This is a genomic window from Streptosporangiales bacterium, from assembly GCA_009379825.1.
Lineage (GTDB): Bacteria > Actinomycetota > Actinomycetes > Streptosporangiales > WHST01 > WHST01.
In genome coordinates this window covers 12,887-37,076 of the sequence record WHTA01000058.1, presented here as the reverse complement: position 1 = coordinate 37,076, position 24,190 = coordinate 12,887, and the positions used below count along the sequence as shown (strand labels likewise).

General features: G+C 67.8%; 18 protein-coding genes. All 18 read right to left on the bottom strand.

The features are described from left to right. Positions 1 to 154: 154 nt before the first annotated feature. The gene (rpsJ, locus tag GEV07_22730; GenBank protein MQA05417.1) at positions 155 to 463 is read right to left on the bottom strand and encodes a 30S ribosomal protein S10; all 309 of its coding nucleotides are present in this window, start codon (positions 461 to 463) and stop codon (positions 155 to 157) included. 126 nt (positions 464 to 589) lie between these two features. Continuing rightward, complete coding sequence (gene tuf / locus GEV07_22725; protein MQA05416.1) at positions 590 to 1,783, bottom strand: elongation factor Tu; 1,194 nt, start codon at positions 1,781 to 1,783, stop codon at positions 590 to 592. 50 nt (positions 1,784 to 1,833) lie between these two features. Then, positions 1,834 to 3,933, bottom strand: a complete 2,100-nt coding sequence (fusA, locus tag GEV07_22720) for an elongation factor G (GenBank protein MQA05415.1) — start codon at positions 3,931 to 3,933, stop codon at positions 1,834 to 1,836. Between the two features lie 40 nt (positions 3,934 to 3,973). Further along, positions 3,974 to 4,444 carry a 30S ribosomal protein S7 gene (gene rpsG / locus GEV07_22715; GenBank protein MQA05414.1) on the bottom strand — a complete coding sequence of 157 codons (471 nt, stop codon included), beginning with the start codon at positions 4,442 to 4,444 and terminating at the stop codon, positions 3,974 to 3,976. A gap of 3 nt (positions 4,445 to 4,447) precedes the next feature. Further along, positions 4,448 to 4,819: a 30S ribosomal protein S12 gene (locus GEV07_22710; protein MQA05413.1), complete on the bottom strand. Its 372-nt coding sequence runs from the start codon at positions 4,817 to 4,819 to the stop codon at positions 4,448 to 4,450. A gap of 392 nt (positions 4,820 to 5,211) precedes the next feature. Continuing rightward, positions 5,212 to 6,258 carry a DUF4190 domain-containing protein gene (locus GEV07_22705; GenBank protein MQA05412.1) on the bottom strand — a complete coding sequence of 349 codons (1,047 nt, stop codon included), beginning with the start codon at positions 6,256 to 6,258 and terminating at the stop codon, positions 5,212 to 5,214. 43 nt (positions 6,259 to 6,301) lie between these two features. After that, positions 6,302 to 10,150: a DNA-directed RNA polymerase subunit beta' gene (locus tag GEV07_22700; protein ID MQA05411.1), complete on the bottom strand. Its 3,849-nt coding sequence runs from the start codon at positions 10,148 to 10,150 to the stop codon at positions 6,302 to 6,304. An 87-nt stretch (positions 10,151 to 10,237) separates the two neighbouring features. Beyond that, complete coding sequence (gene rpoB / locus GEV07_22695) at positions 10,238 to 13,708, bottom strand: DNA-directed RNA polymerase subunit beta (GenBank protein ID MQA05410.1); 3,471 nt, start codon at positions 13,706 to 13,708, stop codon at positions 10,238 to 10,240. Positions 13,709 to 14,130: 422 nt separating this feature from the next. Continuing rightward, positions 14,131 to 14,661: a hypothetical protein gene (locus tag GEV07_22690; GenBank protein ID MQA05409.1), complete on the bottom strand. Its 531-nt coding sequence runs from the start codon at positions 14,659 to 14,661 to the stop codon at positions 14,131 to 14,133. Further along, positions 14,661 to 15,278: a hypothetical protein gene (locus GEV07_22685; GenBank protein ID MQA05408.1), complete on the bottom strand. Its 618-nt coding sequence runs from the start codon at positions 15,276 to 15,278 to the stop codon at positions 14,661 to 14,663. The genes GEV07_22690 and GEV07_22685 overlap by 1 nt, the downstream gene beginning before the upstream one ends. A gap of 5 nt (positions 15,279 to 15,283) precedes the next feature. After that, entirely contained in the window at positions 15,284 to 16,585 is a 1,302-nt protein-coding gene (locus tag GEV07_22680) for an MCE family protein (protein MQA05407.1), read from the bottom strand. 46 nt (positions 16,586 to 16,631) lie between these two features. Beyond that, positions 16,632 to 17,891 (bottom strand): MCE family protein, encoded by a 1,260-nt coding sequence (locus GEV07_22675; protein MQA05406.1) that lies wholly within the window; start codon positions 17,889 to 17,891, stop codon positions 16,632 to 16,634. Positions 17,892 to 17,997: 106 nt separating this feature from the next. Continuing rightward, the gene (locus GEV07_22670) at positions 17,998 to 19,185 is read right to left on the bottom strand and encodes an MCE family protein (protein MQA05405.1); all 1,188 of its coding nucleotides are present in this window, start codon (positions 19,183 to 19,185) and stop codon (positions 17,998 to 18,000) included. Then, entirely contained in the window at positions 19,185 to 20,192 is a 1,008-nt protein-coding gene (locus GEV07_22665) for an MCE family protein (protein MQA05404.1), read from the bottom strand. The genes GEV07_22670 and GEV07_22665 overlap by 1 nt, the downstream gene beginning before the upstream one ends. Next, entirely contained in the window at positions 20,189 to 21,205 is a 1,017-nt protein-coding gene (locus GEV07_22660) for an MCE family protein (GenBank protein MQA05403.1), read from the bottom strand. The genes GEV07_22665 and GEV07_22660 overlap by 4 nt, the downstream gene beginning before the upstream one ends. A 31-nt stretch (positions 21,206 to 21,236) precedes the next feature. Then, positions 21,237 to 22,514 carry an MCE family protein gene (locus GEV07_22655; protein ID MQA05402.1) on the bottom strand — a complete coding sequence of 426 codons (1,278 nt, stop codon included), beginning with the start codon at positions 22,512 to 22,514 and terminating at the stop codon, positions 21,237 to 21,239. 5 nt (positions 22,515 to 22,519) lie between these two features. Beyond that, positions 22,520 to 23,350, bottom strand: a complete 831-nt coding sequence (locus GEV07_22650; protein MQA05401.1) for an ABC transporter permease — start codon at positions 23,348 to 23,350, stop codon at positions 22,520 to 22,522. 55 nt (positions 23,351 to 23,405) lie between these two features. Next, positions 23,406 to 24,170, bottom strand: coding sequence for an ABC transporter permease (locus GEV07_22645; GenBank protein ID MQA05400.1), 765 nt, complete (start codon positions 24,168 to 24,170; stop codon positions 23,406 to 23,408). Between the last annotated feature and the right edge of the window lie 20 nt (positions 24,171 to 24,190).

The window sequence follows — 24,190 nt, the reverse complement described above, 5'->3', positions numbered from 1 at the left end:
GGCAGCGCAGCCACACCCTTGACTGATTTGCTCATAGCGCCTCAACCCCGCCGGTCTCGCTACCCGTTGCGGCATGCATCGACTGCAGCTGGCATGCCGACCTTCTCGGCAGCGCAGCCACACCCTTGACTGATTTAGCCATGTCGCGAATTCCCTACAGCTTGATCTCGATGTCGACGCCAGCCGGCAGGTCGAGCCGCATCAGCGAGTCGACCGTCTTCGGCGTGGGGTCGAGGATGTCGATGAGCCGCTTGTGCGTACGCAACTCGAAGTGCTCCCGCGAGTCCTTGTACTTGTGCGGCGAACGGATCACGCAGAACCTGTTCTTCTCCGTCGGCAACGGCACCGGCCCGGCGACGCGTGCGCCGGTGCGCGTCACAGTGTCGACGATCTTGCGCGCCGAGTTGTCGATGACCTCGTGGTCATAGGCCTTGAGCCGAATGCGGATCTTCTGTCCCGCCATGGTGGCCTCGGTTCCTCACTTCATCCGTGCCGCTTGCCGACAGTCTTGGTAGAGCTCTTATGACGCGGCACGGGGTCGGAAACCCCGGAGGGTTTCCGACCCACCGCCGTGCCTCGCGCGTTCGTCCTACTTGTGGATCTTGATGACCCGGCCGGCGCCCACGGTGCGGCCACCCTCGCGGATGGCGAACTGCAGGCCCTCCTCCATGGCGATCGGCTGAATCAGCTTCACCTGCATGGTGGTGTTGTCGCCGGGCATGACCATCTCGGTGCCCTCTTCGAGCTGGATCTCGCCGGTCACGTCCGTGGTCCGGAAGTAGAACTGGGGGCGGTAGTTGTTGAAGAACGGCGTGTGCCGCCCGCCCTCGTCCTTCGACAGGACGTAGACCTGACCCTCGAACTCCGTGTGCGGGGTGATCGAGCCCGGCTTGCTGACGACCATGCCGCGCTGGACCTCTTCGCGCTTGGTGCCGCGAAGAAGCAGACCGACGTTGTCGCCCGCGTGACCCTCGTCGAGGATCTTGCGGAACATCTCGACACCGGTGCAGGTGGTCTTGATCGGCTTCTCCCTGATACCGCTGAGCTCGATCTCCTCACCGGTGTTCACCTTGCCGCGCTCGATCCGGCCGGTGACCACGGTGCCGCGACCGGTGATGGTGAAGACGTCCTCCACCGGCATCAGCAGCGGCTTGTCGATGTCACGCTGCGGCTCGGGGATGTTCTCGTCGCACGCCGAGAGCAGCTCCATGATCGCGTTCGACCACTCTTCGTCCCCCTCGAGCGCCTTCAGCGCCGAGACCCGCACGACCGGCAGGTCGTCGCCGGGGAACTCGTTGTTGGTCAGCAGCTCGCGGACCTCCAGCTCGACGAGCTCGAGGATCTCCTCGTCGTCGACCATGTCGGCCTTGTTCAGCGCCACGACGATGTAGGGCACACCGACCTGACGGGCGAGCAGCACGTGCTCCTTGGTCTGCGGCATCGGGCCGTCGGCCGCGGAGACCACCAGGATCGCGCCATCCATCTGCGCGGCGCCGGTGATCATGTTCTTGATGTAGTCCGCGTGACCAGGGCAGTCGACGTGCGCGTAGTGCCGCTTGTCGGTCTGGTACTCGACGTGCGCGATCGAGATCGTGATGCCGCGCTCTTTCTCCTCCGGCGCCTTGTCGATCTCGTCGAAGGGCTGGTACGGGTTCAGATCCGGCTGCTTGTCATGCAGGACCTTGGTAATCGCCGCGGTCAGCGTCGTCTTGCCATGGTCGATGTGACCAATGGTCCCGATGTTGACGTGCGGCTTCGTCCGCTCGAACTTCGCCTTCGCCACTGCTAACTCCTCGTGGGCCTCTCGGTATACGCGTTGGACGTTGACCGCGGCTACTCGCCGCGTACCTTCTGCACGATCTCGTCGGCGACGTTCCGCGGAACCTCGGCGTACGAGCCGAACTCCATGCTGTAGCTCGCCCGACCCTGCGTCTTGCTCCGCAGGTCTCCGACGTAGCCGAACATCTCGGACAGCGGGACCAGCGCCGTGATGACGCGGTTCCCTGTCCGCTCCTCCATGGCCTCGACTTGGCCACGGCGCGAGTTGAGGTCACCGATCACGTCGCCCATGTAGTCCTCGGGCGTCGTGACCTCGACCTTCATCATCGGCTCGAGGAGCACCGGCTGCGCCTTGCGAGCGGCCTCCTTGAGCACCATGGAACCCGCGATCTTGAACGCGAGCTCGGACGAGTCGACCTCGTGGTACGCACCGTCCTGGAGCGTGATCTTGAGGTCGACGAGTGGGTAACCGGCGAGCACGCCGAACTCCATCGCCTCCTGGCAGCCGGCGTCGACGGAGGGGATGTACTCCTTCGGGATCCGGCCACCGGTGATGCTGTTGACGAACTCGTAGCCGCCGTCGCCGCCGCCGGTGGGCTCGATGTCCACGACCACCTTGGCGAACTGGCCGGCACCGCCGGTCTGCTTCTTGTGGGTGTAGGCGACCCCGGCGACCTTGTTGCGGATCGTCTCGCGGTACGCCACCTGCGGCTTGCCGACGCTGGCGGCGACCCGGAACTCACGCTTCATCCGGTCGACGAGCACGTCCAGGTGCAGCTCGCCCATGCCGGAGATCACCGTCTGGCCGGTCTCCTCGTCGGTACGAACCTGGAACGTCGGGTCCTCGTCGGCCAGCCGCTGGATCGCCGTGGCCAGCTTGTCCTGGTCGGCCTTCGAGTTCGGCTCGATGGCGACCGAGATCACCGGCGCGGGGAACTGCATCGACTCGAGGACGATCGGGTCGTTCGGGTCGCACAGCGTGTCACCGGTGCTGGTCTGCTTCAGCCCCTGCACCGCGGCGATGAAACCGGCTCCGATGGAGCTGATCTCCTCGCGGTGGTTGGCGTGCATCCGGTAGATCTTGCCGATCCGCTCCTTGCGGCCCTTGGTGGCGTTGGTCACCTGGCCTCCGGCGGTGAGCCGGCCGGAGTAGACCCGCACGTAGGTGAGCTTGCCGAGGTGCTGGTCGCTCATCACCTTGAACGCCAGCGCCGACATCGGCTCGTCGTCGGACGGCTCCCTGGTCAGCGGCGCCGGGTCCTCGTCCTTGGCCTCGTGCCCGTGCACGACGCCCACCTCGACGGGGCTCGGCAGGTAGTCGACGACCGCGTCGAGCAGCGGCTGCACACCCTTGTTCTTGAAAGCGGTACCGCACAGAACGGGGGTGAGCTTCGCGCCGACGGTCGCGCGGCGGATGGCCGTGCGCAGCTGCTCCTCGTCCGGCTCCTCGCCCTCGAGGTACAGCTCCATGATCTCGTCGTCGTTCTCGGCGAGCGTCTCGACGAGCTTGTCGCGCCAGTGGCGCGCCGCCTCGGCGTGGTCGTCCGGGATCGAGACGATGTCGTACTTCTCGCCCTTGCCGTCGCCCTGCCAGAGCAGGCCGCGCATCTGCACCAGGTCGATGACGCCGCGGAAGTCGGCCTCGGTGCCCCACGGCAGCTGGATGACCAGCGGGTTGGCGTTGAGCCGGCTCACGATCATCTCGACGCAGCGGTGGAACTCCGCACCGACCCGGTCCATCTTGTTCACGAAGCACAGGCGCGGCACGTGGTACTTGTCCGCCTGCCGCCACACCGTCTCCGACTGCGGCTCGACGCCGGCGACCCCGTCGAACACGGCGACCGCACCGTCGAGGACCCGCAGCGACCGCTCCACCTCGACGGTGAAGTCGACGTGCCCCGGGGTGTCGATGATGTTGACCGTGTGGTCCCGCCAGCTCGCCGTGGTGGCGGCCGACGTGATGGTGATGCCGCGCTCCTGCTCCTGCGCCATCCAGTCCATCGTCGCGGCGCCCTCGTGCACCTCACCCAGCTTGTAGTTCACGCCGGTGTAGTACAGGATGCGCTCGGTCGTCGTGGTCTTGCCCGCATCGATATGCGCCATGATCCCGATGTTGCGGACCCTGGCGAGGTCGGTCTTGACGTCGATAGCCACGGTGGCTCTTCGTTCCTCTTCGTTAGCTCAGTAGTCGGCGTTACCAGCGGTAGTGGGCGAACGCCTTGTTGGCCTCGGCCATTCTGTGGGTGTCCTCGCGGCGCTTGACGCTCGCGCCGAGGCCGTTGCTCGCGTCGATGATCTCGGCGGCGAGCCGCTCCGTCATGGTCTTCTCACGGCGGGCCCTGGCGAACCGCACCAGCCAGCGGAGCGCGAGCGTGGTGCTGCGCTGCGGCCGGACCTCGACCGGTACCTGGTAGGTCGCACCGCCGACGCGGCGGCTCTTCACCTCGATCGCCGGCTTGACGTTGTCGAGCGCGCGCTTCAGCGTCACGACCGGGTCGTTGCCGCTCTTCTCGCCGACGTTCTCCAGGGCGCCGTAGACGATGTGCTGCGAGGTCGACCGCTTGCCGGAAAGCAGCACCTTGTTCACCAGCTGGGTCACCAGCGGCGAGCTGTACACCGGGTCGACCATCGCCGGACGACGGGGCGCGGGTCCCTTGCGTGGCATGGACTACTTCTCCCTCTTCGCGCCATAGCGGCTACGCGCCTGCTTGCGGTTGCGAACGCCCTGGGTGTCCAGCGGACCGCGGACGATCTTGTAGCGGACGCCGGGGAGGTCACGCACTCGGCCACCGCGCACGAGCACGATCGAGTGCTCCTGCAGGTTGTGCCCGACCCCCGGGATGTACGCAGTGACCTCCACACCGTGCGTCAGCCGGACACGCGCAACCTTGCGCAGCGCCGAGTTCGGCTTCTTCGGAGTCGTGGTGAAGACGCGCGTGCATACCCCACGGCGCTGCGGGCTTCCCTTGAGCGCCGGAGTCTTGGTCTTGGCGACCTTCTCCTTGCGGCCCTTCCGGACCAGCTGCTGAATCGTGGGCAACCGACGTCTCCTGTAGCTTCGGTAGTGGTCTGCTGCACCGGGCACCCACCCCGCGGAGCACCACGCTCCGCTGAGCCTCGGGATGACCCGGGTCTCCGACCCCCGCGGTCGGGCGTGTCGCCCAGTTACCTGCCCCGACCGACAGAAGTCGAGGTGGGATCGAATGGACGCTCGCGGGTAACCGTGAGGTCTTCCGCGAAGCATCGTGCCTGGCATAAAACCCCAGGCACGAGGACCAAGACTACTACCCCGGCTCGGCGGCTCCAAATCGGGGTAGGTACCGCGACGGCCCGCCCGAGCAGGGGCTCGAGTGGACCTGACACCGCGGTGCGCCCGCCCGGTCGACTGAACGACCGTGAGGGCGCACCGCGGCTGAGGTCACGCCGGCTCGACTACGCCGACGCCATCCCGATGATCCAGAAGATGAGGCCGAGCAGCCCACCGGCAGCACCGATGATGCCGGTGATGATGCCGGCCAGCGCCATGCCCCGGCCGCCGAGTGCGCCGCCGGACTCGTCGATCTTGTTCTTGCTGATGAAGCCCATGATCGCGCCGGCCACGCCGAGCGGGATGTTCAGGAAGCAGACCACCAGGCTGGCGATACCGCAGATCAGCGCCCCGATGGCGAGACCGTTCGTCTCCTGGCTGCCACCGGCGGCGGCACCGTAGTACCCGGCCTGCTGCTGCCCGTACGGCACCGGCTGGCCGTACGCCTGCTGCCCGTACCCTGCCTGCTGGCCGTACCCTGCCTGCTGGCCGTATCCGGCTTGGCCGTAGGCCTGCTGGCTCGGGTCGGACGCCTGCTGACCGTAGGCCTGCCGGCCGTACCCAGCCTGCTGGCTCGGGTCGGAGTAGCCACCGGTCGCGCCGTAGCCGGCCGAGGCGCCGTAGTCCTGGCCCGCCGCGGGCGGCGGGTCGTACGCCGGCGTGCTCGGCTGACCGTACTGCGGCTGGCCCTGCCCCTGGTCCTGCTGACCGTACTGCGGCTGGCCCTGCTGACCGTACGGGGACTGGCCCTGGCCGTACGGCGACTGCGCGCCGGCACCGTACGGGGACTGGCCCTGCTCCTGCTGACCGTAGGGCGACTGGCCCTGGCCGTACGACGGCTGACCCTGGCCCTGCTGCTGACCGTAGGGCGGCTGGGCACCGCCGCCGTACGGCGGCTGGCCCTGCCCCTGGTCCTGCTGACCGTACGGAGACTGGCCCTGGCCGTACGGCGACGCGGCCGGCGGCTGCTGGCCGCCGGGTTGGGTCGTCCCCTCCGGCTCCTCACCGGATCCGGCATCGCCCATCGCCTCGGCGATCGAGCCACCGAAGACCGTCGGCGGCTGTGGTGGCGGCTGGTCGCCAGGCAGCGGCGGCGCCGGCTCCTGTCCCTCCTGCTGCTGTCCCTCGGGCTCGTCCCCCGGTGGGGGCGGGTAGCCGCCCTGATCCGTCATGGAGCTGTCTCCGTTCGCTTGTCGCTACCGCCGCGGCCAGCTGTCACCGCGCTTCGTACTCGCCCAAGTCGTAAGGCTCGAGAGGGATACCGTACTCGGCGTCGCCGAACGACGTGATCGAGTACATCTGGGCCTTCGCCTCCTCGGTCGGCTCCACCCGGACGTTCAGGTACCGCTGGGTACCGGTACCGGCCGGGATGAGCTTGCCGATGATGACGTTCTCCTTCAAGCCAAGCAGCGGGTCGCTCTTCGCGTGGATGGCCGCCTCGGTGAGCACCCTGGTGGTCTCCTGGAAGGACGCCGCGGACAGCCACGACTCGGTGGCCAGCGACGCCTTGGTGATCCCCATGAGCACCGGGCGCGCCGACGCCGGGGTACCGCCTTCCGCGACCACCCGCCGGTTGGTCTCCTCGAACTTCGGCCGCTCGACGAGGTCACCGGAGAGCAGGTCCGTGTCACCGGACTCGAGGATGTTCACCCGCTTGAGCATCTGGCGGACGATGATCTCGATGTGCTTGTCGTGGATCGCGACACCCTGCGACCGGTACACCTCCTGCACCTCGTCGACGAGGTGCATCTGCACCGCACGCGGCCCGAGCACCCGCAGGACCTCGGACGGGTTGACGGTACCCACGACGAGCTTCTGCCCGACGGTCACGCGGTCGTCGTCCTGCACCAGCATCCTGGCCCGCTTGGAGACCGGGTAGGCGATCTCCTCCGAGCCGTCGTCCGGCGTGATGACGATGCGCCGCGCCTTGTCGGTCTCGTCGATCCGCGCCCGGCCGTCGACCTCGGTGATCGGCGCGACGCCCTTCGGCGTGCGCGCCTCGAAGAGCTCGACCACACGGGGCAGACCGTGCGTGATGTCGTCACCCGCGACACCACCGGTGTGGAAGGTACGCATGGTCAGCTGCGTACCGGGCTCACCGATGGACTGCGCCGCGATGATGCCGACCGCCTCGCCGATGTCGACGAGCTCGCCGGTGGCCAGCGACCTGCCGTAGCACTGGGCGCAGAGGCCGCTACGCGCGTCGCAGGTGAGGATGCTGCGCGCCTTCACCTGCTCCACACCCGCGGCGACCAGCTCCTGGATGACCCGGTCGCCCAGGTCGGTGCCGGCCGTCGCGATGACCTTGCCGTCGACCTCCACGTCGTTGGCCAGGTTGCGCGCGTAGGCGTTCGACTCCACGCTCTCCGCCACGACCAGCGTGCCGTCGGAGAGGCGCTCCGCGATCTGGTACGTGATGCCCCGGTCGGTGTCGCAGTCCTCCTCGCGGATGATGACGTCCTGCGAGACGTCCACCAGGCGCCTGGTGAGGTAGCCGGAGTCCGCGGTACGCAGCGCGGTGTCGGCGAGACCCTTGCGCGCACCGTGGGTGGAGATGAAGAACTCGACCACGGACAGCCCCTCGCGGTAGCTGGCCTTGATCGGCCGCGGGATGATCTCACCCTTCGGGTTTGCGACCAGACCACGCATACCGGTGATCTGCCGCACCTGCATCATGTTCCCGCGAGCACCCGAGTTCACCATCATGAAGATGGGGTTGAGCTTCGGGAAGCTCGTCTCCACCTCGGTCGCGACCTCGGCGGACGCCTTGGTCCAGATCTCGATGAGCTCCTGCCGGCGCTCGTCGTCGGTGATCAGACCGCGCTCGAACTGCTTCTGGACCTTGTCGGCCATCTCCTCGTAGCGCTCCATGATGCCGGCCTTGGTCGCCGGCACGACGATGTCGTCCATGGAGATGGTGATGCCCGACCTGGTCGCCCAGTGGAAGCCGATGTCCTTGAGCGCGTCCAGCGCGTTCGCCACCTCGATCTTGCTGTAGCTCTCCGCGAGGTGGTTCACGATCTGGCCCAGCTGCTTCTTGCCGACCTCGTCGTTGATGTACGGGTAGCCGGCGGGCAGCGCCTCGTTGAAGAACGCACGGCCGATGGTGGTCTCCAGGGTCAGCGGCTGCCCCGGCTCCCAGCCCTCCGGCGTCTCGTAGCCCTCAGGCGGCGTGACCGAGGGGAAGCGGAGCTTGATCTTCGACTGCAGCGCGATCTCGCCGCGGTCGAACGCCATCGTCGCCTCGCCGATCGAGCTGAACGCCCGCCCCTCGCCCGGCACGTCGTCGAGCCCGGCAGTCAGCACGTACGCACCGATGACCATGTCGTGCGACGGCATGGTGACCGGACGCCCGTCCGCCGGCTTGAGGATGTTGTTCGTCGACAGCATGAGGATCCGCGCCTCGGCCTGGGCCTCGGCGGACAGCGGCAGGTGCACCGCCATCTGGTCACCGTCGAAGTCGGCGTTGTAGGCCGCACAGACCAACGGGTGGATCTGGATGGCCTTGCCCTCGATCAGCTGCGGCTCGAACGCCTGGATGCCCAGCCTGTGCAGTGTCGGCGCACGGTTGAGCAGCACCGGGTGCTCGGTGATGACCTCTTCGAGCACGTCCCACACGACGGGACGGGCACGCTCGACCATCCGCTTCGCGCTCTTGATGTTCTGCGCGTGGTTCAGGTCGACCAGCCGCTTCATCACGAACGGCTTGAACAGCTCGATCGCCATGCCCTTGGGCAGACCGCACTGGTGCAGCTTGAGCTGCGGACCGACCACGATGACCGAACGGCCGGAGTAGTCGACGCGCTTACCGAGCAGGTTCTGGCGGAACCGGCCCTGCTTGCCCTTGAGCATGTCGGACAGCGACTTCAGCGGACGGTTGCCAGGACCCGTGACCGGACGGCCGCGGCGGCCGTTGTCGAACAGCGCGTCCACGGACTCCTGCAGCATCCGCTTCTCGTTGTTCACGATGATCTCGGGCGCGCCGAGGTCGAGCAGCCGCTTCAGCCGGTTGTTCCTGTTGATCACCCGGCGGTAGAGGTCGTTCAGGTCGCTGGTCGCGAACCGGCCACCGTCGAGCTGGACCATCGGCCGCAGCTCGGGCGGGATCACAGGCACGCAGTCGAGGACCATGCCGAGCGGGCTGTTCCTCGTGTTCAGGAACGCGGACACGACCTTCAGCCGCTTCAGCGCGCGGGCCTTCTTCTGGCCCTTGCCGGAACGGATGATCTCGCGCAGCCGCTCCGCCTCACCGTCGAGGTCGAAGTGCTGCAGCCGCTCCTGGATGGCCGCCGCGCCCATGCCGCCGCGGAAGTACATGCCGAACCGGTCCCGCATCTCGCGGTAGAGCAGCTCGTCACCCTCCAGGTCCTGCACCTGCAGGTTCTTGAACCTGGTGAAGACCTCCTCGAGGCGGTCGATCTCACGCTGCGCGCGCTCGCGGATCTGCCGCATCTCGCGCTCGGCGCCCTCCTTGACCTTGCGGCGCGCGTCGCTCTTCGCGCCCTCGGCCTCGAGCTGGCCGAGGTCCTCCTCGAGCTTCTTCGCGCGGACCTCGAGGTCGGCGTCGCGGCGCTGCTCGAGCTGCTGCTTCTCCACGCTGATGTTGGCCTCGAGCGAGGACAGGTCGCGCGTCCTGGCCTCCTCGTCGACCGAGGTGATCATGTAAGCGGCGAAGTAGATGACCTTCTCCAGGTCCTTCGGCGCCAGGTCGAGGAGGTACCCGAGCCGGCTCGGCACACCCTTGAAGTACCAGATGTGCGTGACCGGCGCGGCCAGCTCGATGTGGCCCATCCGCTCCCTGCGCACCTTGGACCGGGTGACCTCGACGCCGCAGCGCTCGCAGATGATGCCCTTGAACCTGACCCGCTTGTACTTACCGCAATAGCACTCCCAGTCGCGGGTCGGACCGAAGATCTTCTCGCAGAAGAGCCCGTCCTTCTCCGGCTTCAGCGTGCGGTAGTTGATGGTCTCCGGCTTCTTCACCTCGCCGTTGGACCACTGACGGATGTCGTCCGCGGTCGCCAGGCCGATACGGAGCTCGTCGAAGAAGTTGACGTCCAGCAAGACCCTCGTGCCTTCTTTCTGGATCTATGAGGTCGGCAGGTTTGTTGTCTGGCCGCCGGGAGCCACCCCGGCGGCCGATTCGGCTCCTTATACCTCTTCGACGCTGCTCGGCTCCCGCTTGGACAGGTCGATGCCGAGCTCTTCCGCCGCGCGGAAGACGTCTTCGTCGGTCTCCTTCATCTCCACGGCCACGCCGTCGCTGGAGAGCACCTCGACGTTCAGGCACAGCGCCTGCATCTCCTTGACCAGCACCTTGAACGACTCAGGGATGCCGGGTTCGGGGATGTTCTCGCCCTTGACGATGGCCTCGTAGACCTTCACCCGGCCGAGAATGTCGTCGGACTTGATGGTGAGCAGCTCCTGCAGGGCGTACGAAGCGCCGTAGGCCTCGAGCGCCCAGACCTCCATCTCACCGAAGCGCTGGCCACCGAACTGCGCCTTACCACCGAGCGGCTGCTGGGTGATCATCGAGTACGGGCCGGTCGACCGCGCGTGGATCTTGTCGTCGACCATGTGTGCCAGCTTCAGGACGTACATGTAACCGACGGCGATCGGGTCGTCCAGCGGCTCACCACTACGGCCGTCGAACAGCAGCGCCTTGCCGTCCGGCTGCACCATCTGCTCGCCGTCGCGGTTCGGCAGCGTCGACCCGAGCAGGCCGGCGAGCTCCGCCTCGCGGGCACCGTCGAAGACCGGCGTGGCCACGTTCTGCCCGGGAGAGCCCTCGTCGGCGCCGATGGCCTTGAGGTGCTGCTGCCACGCCTCCTCGTCGCCGGCGACCTTCCAACCGGACTTGGCGATCCAGCCGAGGTGCATCTCGAGCACCTGGCCGACGTTCATCCGGCTCGGCACACCGAGCGGGTTCAGCACGATGTCGACCGGGGTGCCGTCGGGGAGGAACGGCATGTCCTCCATCGGCAGAATCTTCGCGATGACGCCCTTGTTGCCGTGCCGGCCGGCCAGCTTGTCGCCCGCGGTGATCTTGCGCTTCTGCGCGACGTACACCCGGACCAGCTCGTTCACGCCCGGCGGCAGCTCGTCGCCGTCGTCGCGGTGGAAGACCCGGACACCGATGACGGTGCCGGTCTCGCCGTGCGGCACCTTCAGCGACGTGTCGCGCACCTCGCGCGCCTTCTCGCCGAAGATCGCCCGCAGCAGCCGCTCCTCCGGCGTCAGCTCGGTCTCACCCTTCGGGGTGACCTTGCCGACCAGGATGTCGCCGTTGGTCACCTCGGCGCCGATGCGGATGATGCCGCGCTCGTCGAGGTCGGCGAGCATCTCCTCGGAGACGTTCGGGATGTCCCTGGTGATCTCCTCCGGCCCCAGCTTGGTGTCGCGGGCGTCGACCTCGTGCTCCTCGATGTGGATCGACGAGAGCACGTCGTCCTGCACCAGCCGCTGGCTGATGACGATGGCGTCCTCGTAGTTGTGTCCTTCCCAGGACATGAATGCCACCATCAGGTTCCGGCCGAGCGCCAGTTCACCGGTGTCGGTGGACGGACCGTCGGCGAGCACCTCGCCTCGCTCCACCCGCTGACCCTCGTTGACCAGCGGCCGCTGGTTGACGCAGGTGCCCTGGTTCGAGCGGCGGAACTTGGCCAGCCGGTAGGTGCGGCGGTTGTCGTCGTCGGCGCGCACGGTGATGGTGTCCGCGGACGCGTCCTCCACCAGACCGCTCTCCTCCGCGACGATCACGTCGCCGGCGTCGACGGCCGCCCGGTACTCCATGCCGGTGCCGACCAGCGGCGACTCGGGACGGATCAACGGCACGGCCTGCCGCTGCATGTTCGCGCCCATCAGCGCACGGTTGGTGTCGTCGTGCTCGAGGAACGGGATGTGGGCGGTCGCGACGGAGACCATCTGCCGCGGCGAGACGTCCATGTAGTCGACGACGGCCGCCGGCACGTAGTCGATCTCCCCGGCCTTCCGCCTGACCAGCACCCGCTCCTCGGTGAAGCGGCCCTCGTCGTCCAGCGGCGCGTTGGCCTGGGCGATGACGAACCGGTCCTCCTCGTCGGCGGTCAGGTACGCGACGTCGTCGGTCACCTTGCCGTCGGCCACCTTGCGGTACGGCGTCTCCAGGAAGCCGAACGCGTTCACCCGGCCGTAGGTGGACATGTAGCCGATCAGGCCGATGTTCGGGCCCTCAGGCGTCTCCACCGGGCACATCCGGCCGTAGTGCGACGGGTGCACATCACGCACTTCCATGCCGGCGCGGTCACGGGACAGACCGCCGGGGCCGAGCGCCGACAGCCGGCGCTTGTGCGTCAGCCCGGCCAGCGGGTTGTTCTGGTCCATGAACTGGGACAGCTGGCTGGTGCCGAAGAACTCCCTGATGGAGGCCACGACCGGCCGGATGTTGATCAACGTCTGGGGCGTGATGGCCTCGACGTCCTGGGTGGTCATCCGCTCCCTGACCACGCGCTCCATCCGGGACAGCCCGAGCCGCACCTGGTTCTGGATCAGCTCGCCGACCGTACGCACGCGCCGGTTGCCGAAGTGGTCGATGTCGTCGACCTCGATCAGCACGTCGTTGTCGTTGATCACCGCCTCGGCCTCGCCGGCGTGCAGCCGGATGAGGTAGTCGATGGTCGCGACGATGTCGTCCTCGGTGAGCGTGCCCTGGGCCATCTGCAGCTCGAGGCCGACCTTCTTGTTGACCTTGTAGCGGCCGACCTTCGCCAGGTCGTAGCGCTTCGGGTTGAAGTAGAGGTTCTCGAGCAGCGTCTGCGCGGACTCCCGCGTCGGCGGCTCACCCGGGCGCAGCTTGCGGTAGATGTCGAGCAGCGCGTCGTCCTGGCCGGTGGTGTGGTCCTTCTCCAGGGTGTTGCGGATCGACTCGTAGTCGCCGAACCGCTCGAGGATCTTGGCCTCGTCCCAGCCCAGCGCCTTGAGCAGCACGGTGACGTTCTGCTTGCGCTTGCGGTCGATGCGGACGCCGACCGTGTCGCGCTTGTCCACCTCGAACTCCAGCCACGCGCCGCGGGACGGGATGATCTTGGCGGTGAAGACGTCGCGGTCGGACGTCTTGTCGATGCTCTTCTCGAAGTAGACACCGGGCGACCGGACGAGCTGCGAGACGACCACCCGCTCGGTGCCGTTGATCACGAAGGTGCCCATCGGCGTCATGAGCGGGAAATCGCCCATGAACACCGTCTGGCTCTTGATCTCGCCAGTGGTGTTGTTGACGAACTCCGCCGTGACGAACAGCGGAGCCGAGTAGGTGATGTCCTTGTCCTTGCACTCGTCCACCGAGTACTTCGGCGGCTCGAACCGGTGGTCGCGGAACGACAGGGACATGGCTCCGGAGAAGTCCTCGATCGGACTGATCTCCTCGAAGACCTCTTCGAGGCCGGACTGACGAGAGACGCTCTGGTCTCCTACGGCTTCGGCCTCGGCTACCCGCTCCTTCCAGCTGGGCGTGCCGGCGAGCCAGTCGAAGGACTCCACCTGCACATCGAGCAGGTTCGGGATATCCAAAGGCTCGTGCAACCGGGCAAAGGAGACTCGACTAGGAACGTTGGGCTTGCTGTTCGACGTGTTACGCGAGGCGGCCAACAGGCTTCCTTCCACTGGCTCGCGGTGATCTCCGCACGCGGCCTACGCCCACCGGGGAAATGGGACGTCAGAGGGCAGCGCAAATAGCCAGTGTAACCGGAGCGGTCACTGCTGTCGAGTGCTCTCCCATGCACTTATCACGTCCCCCGCAGCATCTCTCCTCTGCGACGGCGAGTCAAGCACTTCACAACACGAAAAACGGACATCAGTGGACATATTGCCCGCCAATCCTGGAAACTACCGCCGTTGCGTCGCTGATCACCGCCTTCCGTGATCACCGCCGCGGCGCCTCCGGCGCGCCCCGCGCCGACCCGCCACCAGCCGCCCGATTAGCACTGGCCCACCGAGCGCCGCGCAACTTTCGTGACGGCATCGTGATGCCCCCACCCGCCCGCCCCCGCGCGGGCGGGTGAGCCGAGGGGCTACATCGAGTTGAGTTTGGCTACGCGCCAGTCGTCGTCGACGGGGACCATGGTCATCTGGACCCGGTTCTGGTCGATCCGGCCGTCCTTCACCAGGACGCTCACGGTGTTCTGGTTGACGTAGAGCAGCAGGACGACCCGGTCCGGGGTGGCGGTGACCACTGCGGCGCTGACCACCTCGGCGGTCACCGTGACCTTGTTCTTCTCCGCGCTGCGGCGGACGGACTTCTCCGTCGTCTTCCGGTACTCGCTGAGGAACTTGCCGGTCGCGACGCGACGGCCGGCACGGAAGTCCTTCTTCAGGGTCCTGTGGTCGTACGAGAGCAGCACCTCGGCGCTCGACCGACCGGCGTCCAGCGCCTGGCTGCGGATCTCGTCGAGCTCGGCCTTCGACGGGGTCCGCTGGCTCGTCCAGACCAGCCCGCCGCCGCACAGCAGCAGCGTCAACGCCACCACGACGACCAGCGCGGTAAGTGCGGTCGGCCTGCGGCGCAGCTCGGCGTCGGCATTCCGCAACCTGTGCACGACCATCAGCCCACGAACTCCACGCCGGAGACCAGCCACTTGCCGTTACGGAGCTTCGCCAGGTCGAACTGCATCCGGTAGTGCTGCATGCGCGGCTTCTTGTAGCTGGTGTTGGTCACCGAGGCGTCCACCACGACGAGGACGGTGGCCGAGTCGCTGTCCAGGTTCTTCACGCCGGCGCTGCGCACCTCCCCCTTGGACGTCGACTTGTTCTTCGTGACGGTCTTCTCGATGGTGTCACGGTTCTGCTTGTAGCTCGCCTTGAAGTCGCCGGTCGCGCCGTCGATCACCCGGTCGATGTCCTTGTCGACGGTGCGGTAGCCGATCGTGGTGAAGTTCAGCGCCTGCTGCCTGGCCGCGCTCAGCACCAGCTCCCGCTCCTGCTCGTCCGCGTCGACCGCGCTGACCGACCGCGCCAGCTGGACGCCGACGACCGCCGTGACGGCCAGCAGCACGACCGCGGCGCACAGCGGCACGAGCAGGTGGACGTAGTAGAGCGGCGGGTGCTCGCCGCCGCGGTTGCTGCCCCGCGCGGTACCGCCGCCCGGCCTGCGGCCGGCCGCGGCCGCGGCCGACGCCGCACGCCGCCGGGCGGAACGCGACTGGTCCTTCTTGACCGCCATCGGCCTCACTTACCGAGTGGCCGCAGCAGCAGCCACTTCCACGAGTCGTCGCCGAACATCTGCTGGCCTCCCGCAGAACTCACGCGCACCGGACCGCCGGCCGGCCCGGTCATCTGGCCGGTCGACGCGTCGTAACGGTACATGCCGGCCTCGGTGCCGCCGTCCTTCGGACCCGACCGGCCGGGGTCCCTCGGTTCCTGCCCGGTCGGTTTCGGCGCGTTCTGCACACCGCGTACGTTCGTCTTGCTCGACGGCGGTTCCTTGCATCTGGCCTGGTGGTTCGCGTGCTCCCGGCTCGTCTGCTGCGGGTACCGCATCTTCGTCGACTCGTACCCGCGGGTGCACGGCGGCGGGGTCTCCTGCATCACCAGCCCGACGTGCGAGGTGCCGTCCGCGGTCACCGTGAACCCGCCGGCCACGACGTCCGGGTACATCACGAGGATCTGCTCGAAGCCGGGCAGCCGCACCGCGGAGATACCGCCGATGGTGACCAGGTTGCCGAGCAACGTGCCGATGGTCGGGTCGATGCTGCGCAGCAGCGAGCTCAGCTCGGGCGCCGACACCCGGCCGTTGTCGATGAGCCTGCGCAGGTCCGGATCGCTCTCGTCGAACTGCTCGGCGAACGACGCCAGCCGCTTGCTGAACGTGCGGATCGAGTCCGCGCTGTCCAGCTGCGTGTCGAGGACGATGCGGCCGTCCTCGATCAGCTTGGTCGTCGGGCCGATGTTCTCCGTGGACGCACCGATGAACGCGTTGCCGTTGTCGATCAGCGACTGCAGTGCGGGGCCGGTGTCGGCGAACGCCGCGTCCAGCTCGGTGATCACCGTGGACAGGTCGTCGTGGTCGACCGAGTTCACCAGCTTGTCCAGGTTCAGCAGCAGCTGGGTGGATGACAGCGGCAGCCGGGTGCGGCTCTTCGGGATCACGCTGCCCTCGTCCAGGTACGGGCCGCCGCGGCGGCTCGGCTGCAGGTCGATGTACTGCTCGCCGACCGCGGACCGCTCCTCGACGGCGGCCCGCGCGTCGTCCGGTACCGGGGTGTCGCGCTGCAGCCGCAACGTCGTACGGACGCCTTCGCCGTCCTCGGCCAGCTGTACCTTCTCGACCTTCCCCACCGTGACGCCGCGGTACGTGACCTCGGCGTTCTCGAAGATCCCGCCGGCCTCGGCGAGCTCGACGGTGATCGTGTAGTTGCGGTTGGAGAACTGGTCGGTCAGACCGACGTAGTTCGCGCCGACGTAGCTGACGCCGAGCAGCGTGATGGCCAGGAACGCGATCAGCTGCAGCTTCACCGAGCGCCTGATCATGCGCGACCGCCTCCTCCCACGCCGAGCTCCTTCGCGCGGCAGATCATCAGCCACCACCTCCCACACCGCCGAGGAGCAGCCGGAGCAGGTCGTCGTTCTCCGCTTTCCCCGACGACGAAGGAGTCGGCGTCGAGCCCGCCTTGCCGCCGTCCCCGTCGGACGGCGGCACCATGCCGCTGGGCAGCAGGCCGTCCGGCCGCGGCCCCTGGGTCTGGTTGTTCACCTGCTCGAGCAGCTCGTCGAGCTGCTCGAGGTCCGGCGGCGGCGCGGGGCCACCGTCGCCCACGACCTGCAGGATCTGCGCGAGGTTCAGGTCGGCCGTCAGGTGCAGGTTCGTGTAGTCACCGATCGCGGCGTCGGCCGCGTTGGGCGGGAACGGGTACGTCAACATCATCGCCAGCGCGTTCGGCAGGTCCGTGCCCGCCTCGGCCAGCTTGGTCAGGATCGGCCGCAGCGCCTTCAGGTTCGCGATGGTGTCGTCCCTGGACGCGTTGATCACCCGGGTGCCGACCTTGCCCAGCTTCGACAGCTCCTTGAGCAGGACGACCAGGTCCTTGCGCTGGTCGGTGAGGATCTTCAGTGCGGGCGGCATCCGCCGCAGCGTGGTGTTGATGGTGGGCTGCTGCTTCTTCAGCTGCCGCGACAGCTTGTCGATGTTGCGCAGCGCCTTGTCGATGTTGTCCTTCTGCTCGTCCAGCCCGCCGACGAAGGTGTCGAGCTCCTTGATGACGCTCTTCACCTTGTCCTCGCGGCCGGACAGGGCGGCGTTCAGCTCCTTGTTGATGGTGCGCAGCTGCGGCAGCCCGCCGCCGTTGAGCAGCATGGCCAGCGCGGACAGCACCTCTTCCACCTCGGCGGCGCGCTGCGTGCGCGACAGCGGGATGAGGTCGCCGTCGGCCAGCCGTCCCCTGGCCTGTTCCGTCGTCGGCTCCGCCAGCTGCACGTACTTCTCCCCGAGCAGGCTGGTCTGCTGCACCGCGGCTCTGGCGTTGTCCGGCAGCCGCACCGTCCGCTGCAGCTCTACGGTCACGCGCGCGTGCCAGCCGTCCAGCCGCACCTCGGTGACCTGCCCGACGGCGACGTCGCCGACCTTCACCGCCGACCTCGGCACCAGGTCGAGCACGTCGAGGAACTCCACCTCAATGGTGTACGGGTCCTTCCCGGTGTCCGCGCCACCGGGCAGCGGCAGGTCGTGCACGCCGCCGAACTTGCAGCCGGTGAGCAGCATGACGACCGCGAGGCAGGCGGCGACCGCCCGCGCCACCGGGGCGGCGGCGCGGCTGCGGTCGGCGGTGTGCGATGTCATGAGGAGGCCTCCCGCGTGAGCATCGCAGCGAGAACGCGACCCGGCACGCGCCAGACCGCCGCAGCTGAGCGAGGAGCGGAGCGCGGGAGGTCGACGGGCGGCACTGTCATGGCTGCTGCTTCCCGAGGATGCCGCCCAGCGTCTTGTCCGGCCGGCCGACCGGCTCGGCCGCGGTGCGCTGACGCGGATCCATGCTCAGGTTGCTGTCGTCGGGCAGCCGGCTGCTCACCTGGTCGAACGCTTCCTTCACCAGGTCGCACTGCTTCTGCGGCACGTGCAGCGAGATCAACAGCGAGCAGAGGTACATGGCGGGGTCGTTGACCTGCCGGAAGTTGTTGCGGTTGTCGAGGGTGCCGTAGTTGGGGTTGTACGCCAGCTGCAGGTTCGACAGGGCGACGGGCGCACCGTCGAGGAACTCCCGCAGCGCCTTCTGCTGCTTGGTGAGCACACTGGTCACCTCGGCCAACCCGTCGATGTTCTTCTTCAGCCCCTTCTTGTTCTCCTTGACGAAGGCGTTGACCTTGCCCAGCGCGATACCGAGGTTCTTCAGGGCCGCGGCGAGCTCCTCCTTCTCCCCGTCGAGCTGGGTGGCGACGCCGGCGAGGTCCTTGTTGAACTCGGCGACGGCGGCGTCGTTCTTCTTCAGCGCGGTCGTGAACTTGGAGAGGTTGCGTATCGTGCCGTAGAGGTCGCCGCTGCCGCGGTTCAGGGTGCGCAGCGCCTTCGACGACTCCTCGATGGTCGTCTTGAGGTCCGCGCCGGTGCCACCGCCCAGGTTGTCCGAGCCGACCTTGAGCAGCCGGGAGAGCGAACCGTCCTCGTTCGCCCCCTCCGGGCCGAGTGCGGTGTTCAGGTCGTCCAGCGACGAGTAGATCTCGCCGAGCTCGACGGGCACCGCGGTGCGCGAACGCGGGATCGACGCGCCGTCGGGCAGCGTCGGCCCGCCATCGTAGACCGGCGCCAGCTGCAGGTACCGGTCGCTGACCAGGCTCGGCGCCACCACCAGGGCCTTCGCCTTGGCGGGCACCTTGTACTTGTCGTCGTACTCGAAGTCGACCCGCACCGAGTCACCCTGCGGCGTGATCTCCTTGACCTCGCCGACCTTGACGCCGAGGATCCGGACGTCCGACCCCTCGTAGAGGCCGACGGTACGGGGGAACGACGCCGACGCCTGCTGCTGCCCGGTGCGCGCGACCACGATGCCGGCACCGCCGAGCACCACTGCGGCGATCAGCACCAGGACGCCGAACCGCAGCACGCGGTGGGGCGCGAAGACGTTCGCGAGCGCGCTCATCAACTGCCACCCCCCTTGCCGCCTGCCGCCGTCTTGGGCAGCGAGATGCTCGGCGGTAACGGGACTAGGTTCTGGATGTAGGCGTCGAACCAGCGGCCGGTGCCGACGACGTTGCCGAACAGCCGTACGAACGTCGCCAGCGACTTGATGCTCTTGTCCAGGTTGTTCTGGTTGCGCTGCAGCAGCGCCACCACCCTGGCGAGGTGTTTCAACGCGGACTTCAGCTGCTTACGGTTCTCATCGACGAGGCCCGTGAGCTGCGTGGACAGGGCCACCGAGTTGACCAGCAGCTGGTGGATCACCGCACGGCGCTTCTGCACCGCGCGGAACAGCTTCGAGCCGTCGCGCATCAGCTTGGTGAGGTCTTCGTTGCGGTCCGCGAGCACCTTCGTCACGCCGCGGGAGCTCTTCAACAGCCCCCGCAGCTTCGCGTCGCGCGACGAGACCGTCTGCGACAGCCGGGTGAGCCCACGCAGCGACGCCTTCACCTCGGCCGGCGAGTCGGCGAACGTGGCGGACAGCGTGTCGAACGCGAGCGCGAGCCGTTTGCTGTCGATCTTCTGCACGGTCTCGGTCAGCCCGCTGAACGCCTCGACCACGTCGTAAGGCGCGAGCGTGCGCGAGGAGGGGATCCTGGTGTCCTCGCCGAGCGGCTCGCTGCCTCTGGGCATCAGCGCCAGGTACTTCTCACCCAGCGCGGTCTTGATCTTGATGGCGGCGCCGGTCCTGTTCCCGAGCCAGACGTCGTCCTCCTCCACCCGGAAGTCGACCACGACCCGCTTGCCCTCGAGGCCGAGCTTCTCCACCTTGCCGACCCGCACCCCGGCGACCCGCACCTCGTCGTCCACCTTCAGCCCGCCGGCCTCGGTGAACGCGGCCTGGAACGTGCGGCCACCGCCGACCAACGGCACGCTCTCGATGTTGAACGCCGCGAGCAGCAGGCACAGGATGACGGCGATGCCGATCGCGCCGATCGACACCGGGTTCATCTCCCGGAACGGCTTCACTCGGCGCACCTCGCTTCGTCGGAGTGGAAGGTCGGCGTCATCGACTTGCCGCCGGGCAGCACGACCTTGCCGTCGAAGTCGCAGAGGAAGAAGTTGAACCAGGATCCGTAGCTCCCCGTGCGGCCCAGCCTGTCCGCCCTGATCGGGAGCTCCTCCAGCGTCTTGTCGAGGGTCTTCTGGTTGGCGTCGAGTGTCTTGCTCACCTTGCCGAGCTGCTTGACGTCCTCACGTACGGAAGGACGGATGTCCTTCACCAGCCCGCCGGTCTTCGCCGTCAGGGTGTTGATGCTCGACAGCGAGCCGAGGATCGCGTTCCGGTCGCCGGACAGCCCGCTGATGAAGCGCTGCAGCTGGATCAGCAGCCCGTTGAGCTGGTTGTTGTGTTTGTGCAGGTTGGTCAGCACGGCGTTCAGGTTGTCGATGAGATCGCCGATCAGCTTGTCCCTGTCGGCCAGGTGGTTGGTCAACGACGCGGTGTGCGACAGCAGGCTGTTGATGCTGCCCGCCTCACCCTGCAGCGTCTGGACGATCTCCCCGGCGAGCTTGTTGACCTGCTTGCCGTCGAGTGCCTGGAAGAGCGGCTTGAACCCGTTGAACAACAGGTCCAGGTCGAGCGCGGGGGCGGTCTGGCTGATCGGGATGGTGCCGCCCTCGGCCAGGGTCGCGTTCGAACCTGCGCCCTCGCTCAGCGCGAGATAGCGCTGCCCGATCAGGTTCCGCCACCTGATGGCGACCTGGGTGCTCTCCGGCAGCCGCCGCTGCTCGGCGACGGTGAACGTGACCTTGGCCTTGGTCTTGTCGTGCACCTCGACGTCCTGCACCTCGCCGACGCGGACACCGGCGATCCGCACGTCGTCGCCCTCGAGCACGCCGGTGACGTCGCTGAAGACGGCGCTGTACTCCTTCGCCGCGGTGAACGACGCGTTGGAGATGGTCGTCGCGAGCAGGGCGGTCGCGAGCACGGTCACCACGGCGAACGCGACCAGCTTGACCAACGCACCCGTCGTCTTCATCCGCGCTCACCTCCTGTGCTGTGCGGCTGCCTCACGAGTAGCTCACCTTCGTCCCACGGGCCATCGGGCCGAAGAGCAGGGTCCCGATGTCCGGCACGTCGTCGGGCGACTCGCCCATGGTCGGCCCGATCAGCGAGCCCACCATGCGCTTCTCCTGCGTCGTCGCCGTCACCCTGCCGGACGGGTCGGAGAGGCCGGGGACCCCCGACTCGTCCCCGCCGGTGTTGTACTCGTCGTCCTCCGTACCGTCCTTGAAGCTCATGCCCGGGTACGGCACCTTCGGGTTCGGCAGCCCGTAGCAACCGGGGCCGCGCTTGTCGTTCCACTCCGGCGCGTCCACGCCCGGCTCGTACGGCGGCCGCGACTTGATGATCTCCATGGTGATGTGCAGGCGTTTGCGTTCGAACACCTTGCCGATCTTCTGCTCCGACTTGACCAGGCCTTCCAGCAGGCACGGATACTCGGGCGCGTACTGGGCCATCAGCTCCAGCGTCGGCCGGCCCACGTCGCCGACCATGATGAGTCGTTCCTCGTGCCGTACGAGGAACGACCGGGTGGTCACCGAGAAGCCGGTGGTCGCCGTAAGGAACTCCTGGATGGTGCGTTCCTTCTCCGTGACGGTCTTCGCCGTCTTGCTCAGGTGCCGCAGCGTCTTCGCCAGGTCGGGCACGACCTCGTCGTACACCTCAGCCACCTCACCCAACCGCTTGATGTCGTGCTTCAGCGCGGGCATGTGCGGGTTGAGCTGTTTGAGGTACGCGTCCAGGCGCTCCAGGTTGTCGCCGATGTCGTCGCCGCGGCCCTCGAGTGCCGTCGCCATCGCGTTCAGCGAGGACTGCACCTTGGCCGGTTCAAGCGTGCGCAACAACGGCAGCACGTCGTCGAGCACCCGGTTCAGCGCGATCGCTGCCGCCGACCGGTCCTCGGGGATCACGTCGCCCGGCTGCAGCGAGCGGCCGGCCTCCGCACGCGGCGGGCGCAGGTCGACGTACCGCTCGCCGAACAACGTCTTCGGCACGAACCGCGCGGACGAACCGGCCGGGATGCGCTTCGCCTGCTCAGGCTGCAGCGCCAGCCGAACCGTCGCCGCCTTGCCGGTGCTGGTGATCTCCCTGATCTCGCCGACGATCACGCCGCGCACCTTGACGTCGCCACCGACGTTCAGCTGGGTGCCCACGGTCTGCGCCTTTACCGACACGTCGACCACCGGGGTGAACCGCTTCTGGTACGCGGCCACGGCGATCCCGACGAGCAGGGCGAGCACCACGACGAACGCCAGCCCGTACGCCTGGTAGCGCAGTCTCGTCATCGCCGTCACCCCGCGATCCGCACGGTCGTCGACGCGCCCCAGATCGCGAGGCTGAGGAAGAAGTCCACCACGTTGATCGCCACGATCGACGTACGCACCGCGCGTCCCACGGCGACGCCGACGCCGGCGGGCCCGCCGCCGGCCGTGTAGCCGTAGTAGCAGTGCACGAGCATGATCACGACGGCGAAGACGAGCACCTTGCCGAACGACCAGAGCACGTCCACGGGCGGTAAGAAGAGATGGAAGTAGTGGTCGTAGGTGCCCGCCGACTGGCCGTAGTAGAAGGTCACGATCGTCCGCGTCGCCAGGTACGAGGAGAGCAGCCCGATGATGTACAGCGGGACGATCGCGACCAGGCCCGCCACCAGTCGGGTGGTGACGAGGAACGGCAGCGAAGGCACCGCCATCACCTCGAGCGCGTCGACCTCCTCGTTGATCCGCATCGCGCCGAGCTGCGCGGTGTAGCCCGCGCCGATCGTCGCCGACAGCGCGAGGCCGGCGGTCAGCGGCGCGATCTCCCTGGTGTTGAAGTACGCGGAGACGAACCCGGAGAAGGCGGAGGTGCCGATCTGGTTGAGCGCGCTGTACCCCTGCAGCCCCACCTCGGTGCCGACGAAGAAGGTCATGAACGCGATCACGCCGACGGTGCCGCCGATCACCGCGAGCGCGCCGGTGCCCAGCGTGACCTCCGCGAGCAGCCGGAGCATCTCCTTCTTGTAGCGCTTGACGGCGCGCGGGGTCCACGCGATCGCGCGACCGTAGAACGACAGCTGCTGCCCGAGCTCCTCCATCAGGTTGCCCGGCTTGCGGGCCGCGCGGCCGACCACGCCGAACATCCCGCGCAGGACATCTCCTGCGGCGGGGCGCTCGGCGACCTGGTGGCTCATCGGGTCAGCCCTTCTCCGGCACGATCTGGAAGTACACGGCCGTGAGGATGAAGTTGGCGAAGAACAGCAGCATGAACGTGATGATCACGGACTGGTTGACCGCGTCACCGACGCCCTTCGGTCCGCCGCCGGCGTGCAGCCCCTTGTACGACGCGACGATCGCGGCGAGCGCGCCGAACACCAGCGCCTTCACCTCACCGGCGTACAGGTCGGGCAGCTGCGCGAGTGCGGTGAACGACGCCAGGTACGCGCCAGGCGTACCACCCTGCAGCACGACGTTGAAGAAGTAGCCGCCACAGACGCCCACCACGGACACCAGCCCGTTGAGCAGCACGGCGATCAGCATCATGGCCAGCATCCGCGGCACGATCAGCCGCTGGATGGGGTTGATGCCGAGCACCTCCATCGCGTCGATCTCCTCGCGGATCTTCCGCGACCCGAGATCGGCGCAGACCGCCGAGCCGCCGGCGCCGGCGATCAGCAGCGCCGTCACGATCGGCGAGGCCTCCCGCACGACGGCCAGCACCGCCGTCGAACCGATGAACGCCTCCGCGCCGAGCTGCCGCACCAGACCGCCCACCTGCAGCGCGATGACGGCGCCGAACGGGATGGACACCAGCGCCGTAGGGAGGATGGTGACGCTCGCGACGAACCACGCCTGGTGGACGAACTCCTTCCACTGGAACGGCCGCCGGAACGTCGACCGGAAGGTGTCGCCGGCCAGCGCGAAGAGCTGCCCGGTGCTGCGCAGCGGAGCAAGGAGGGTCACGAGGCGACCTCCCGCGTGAG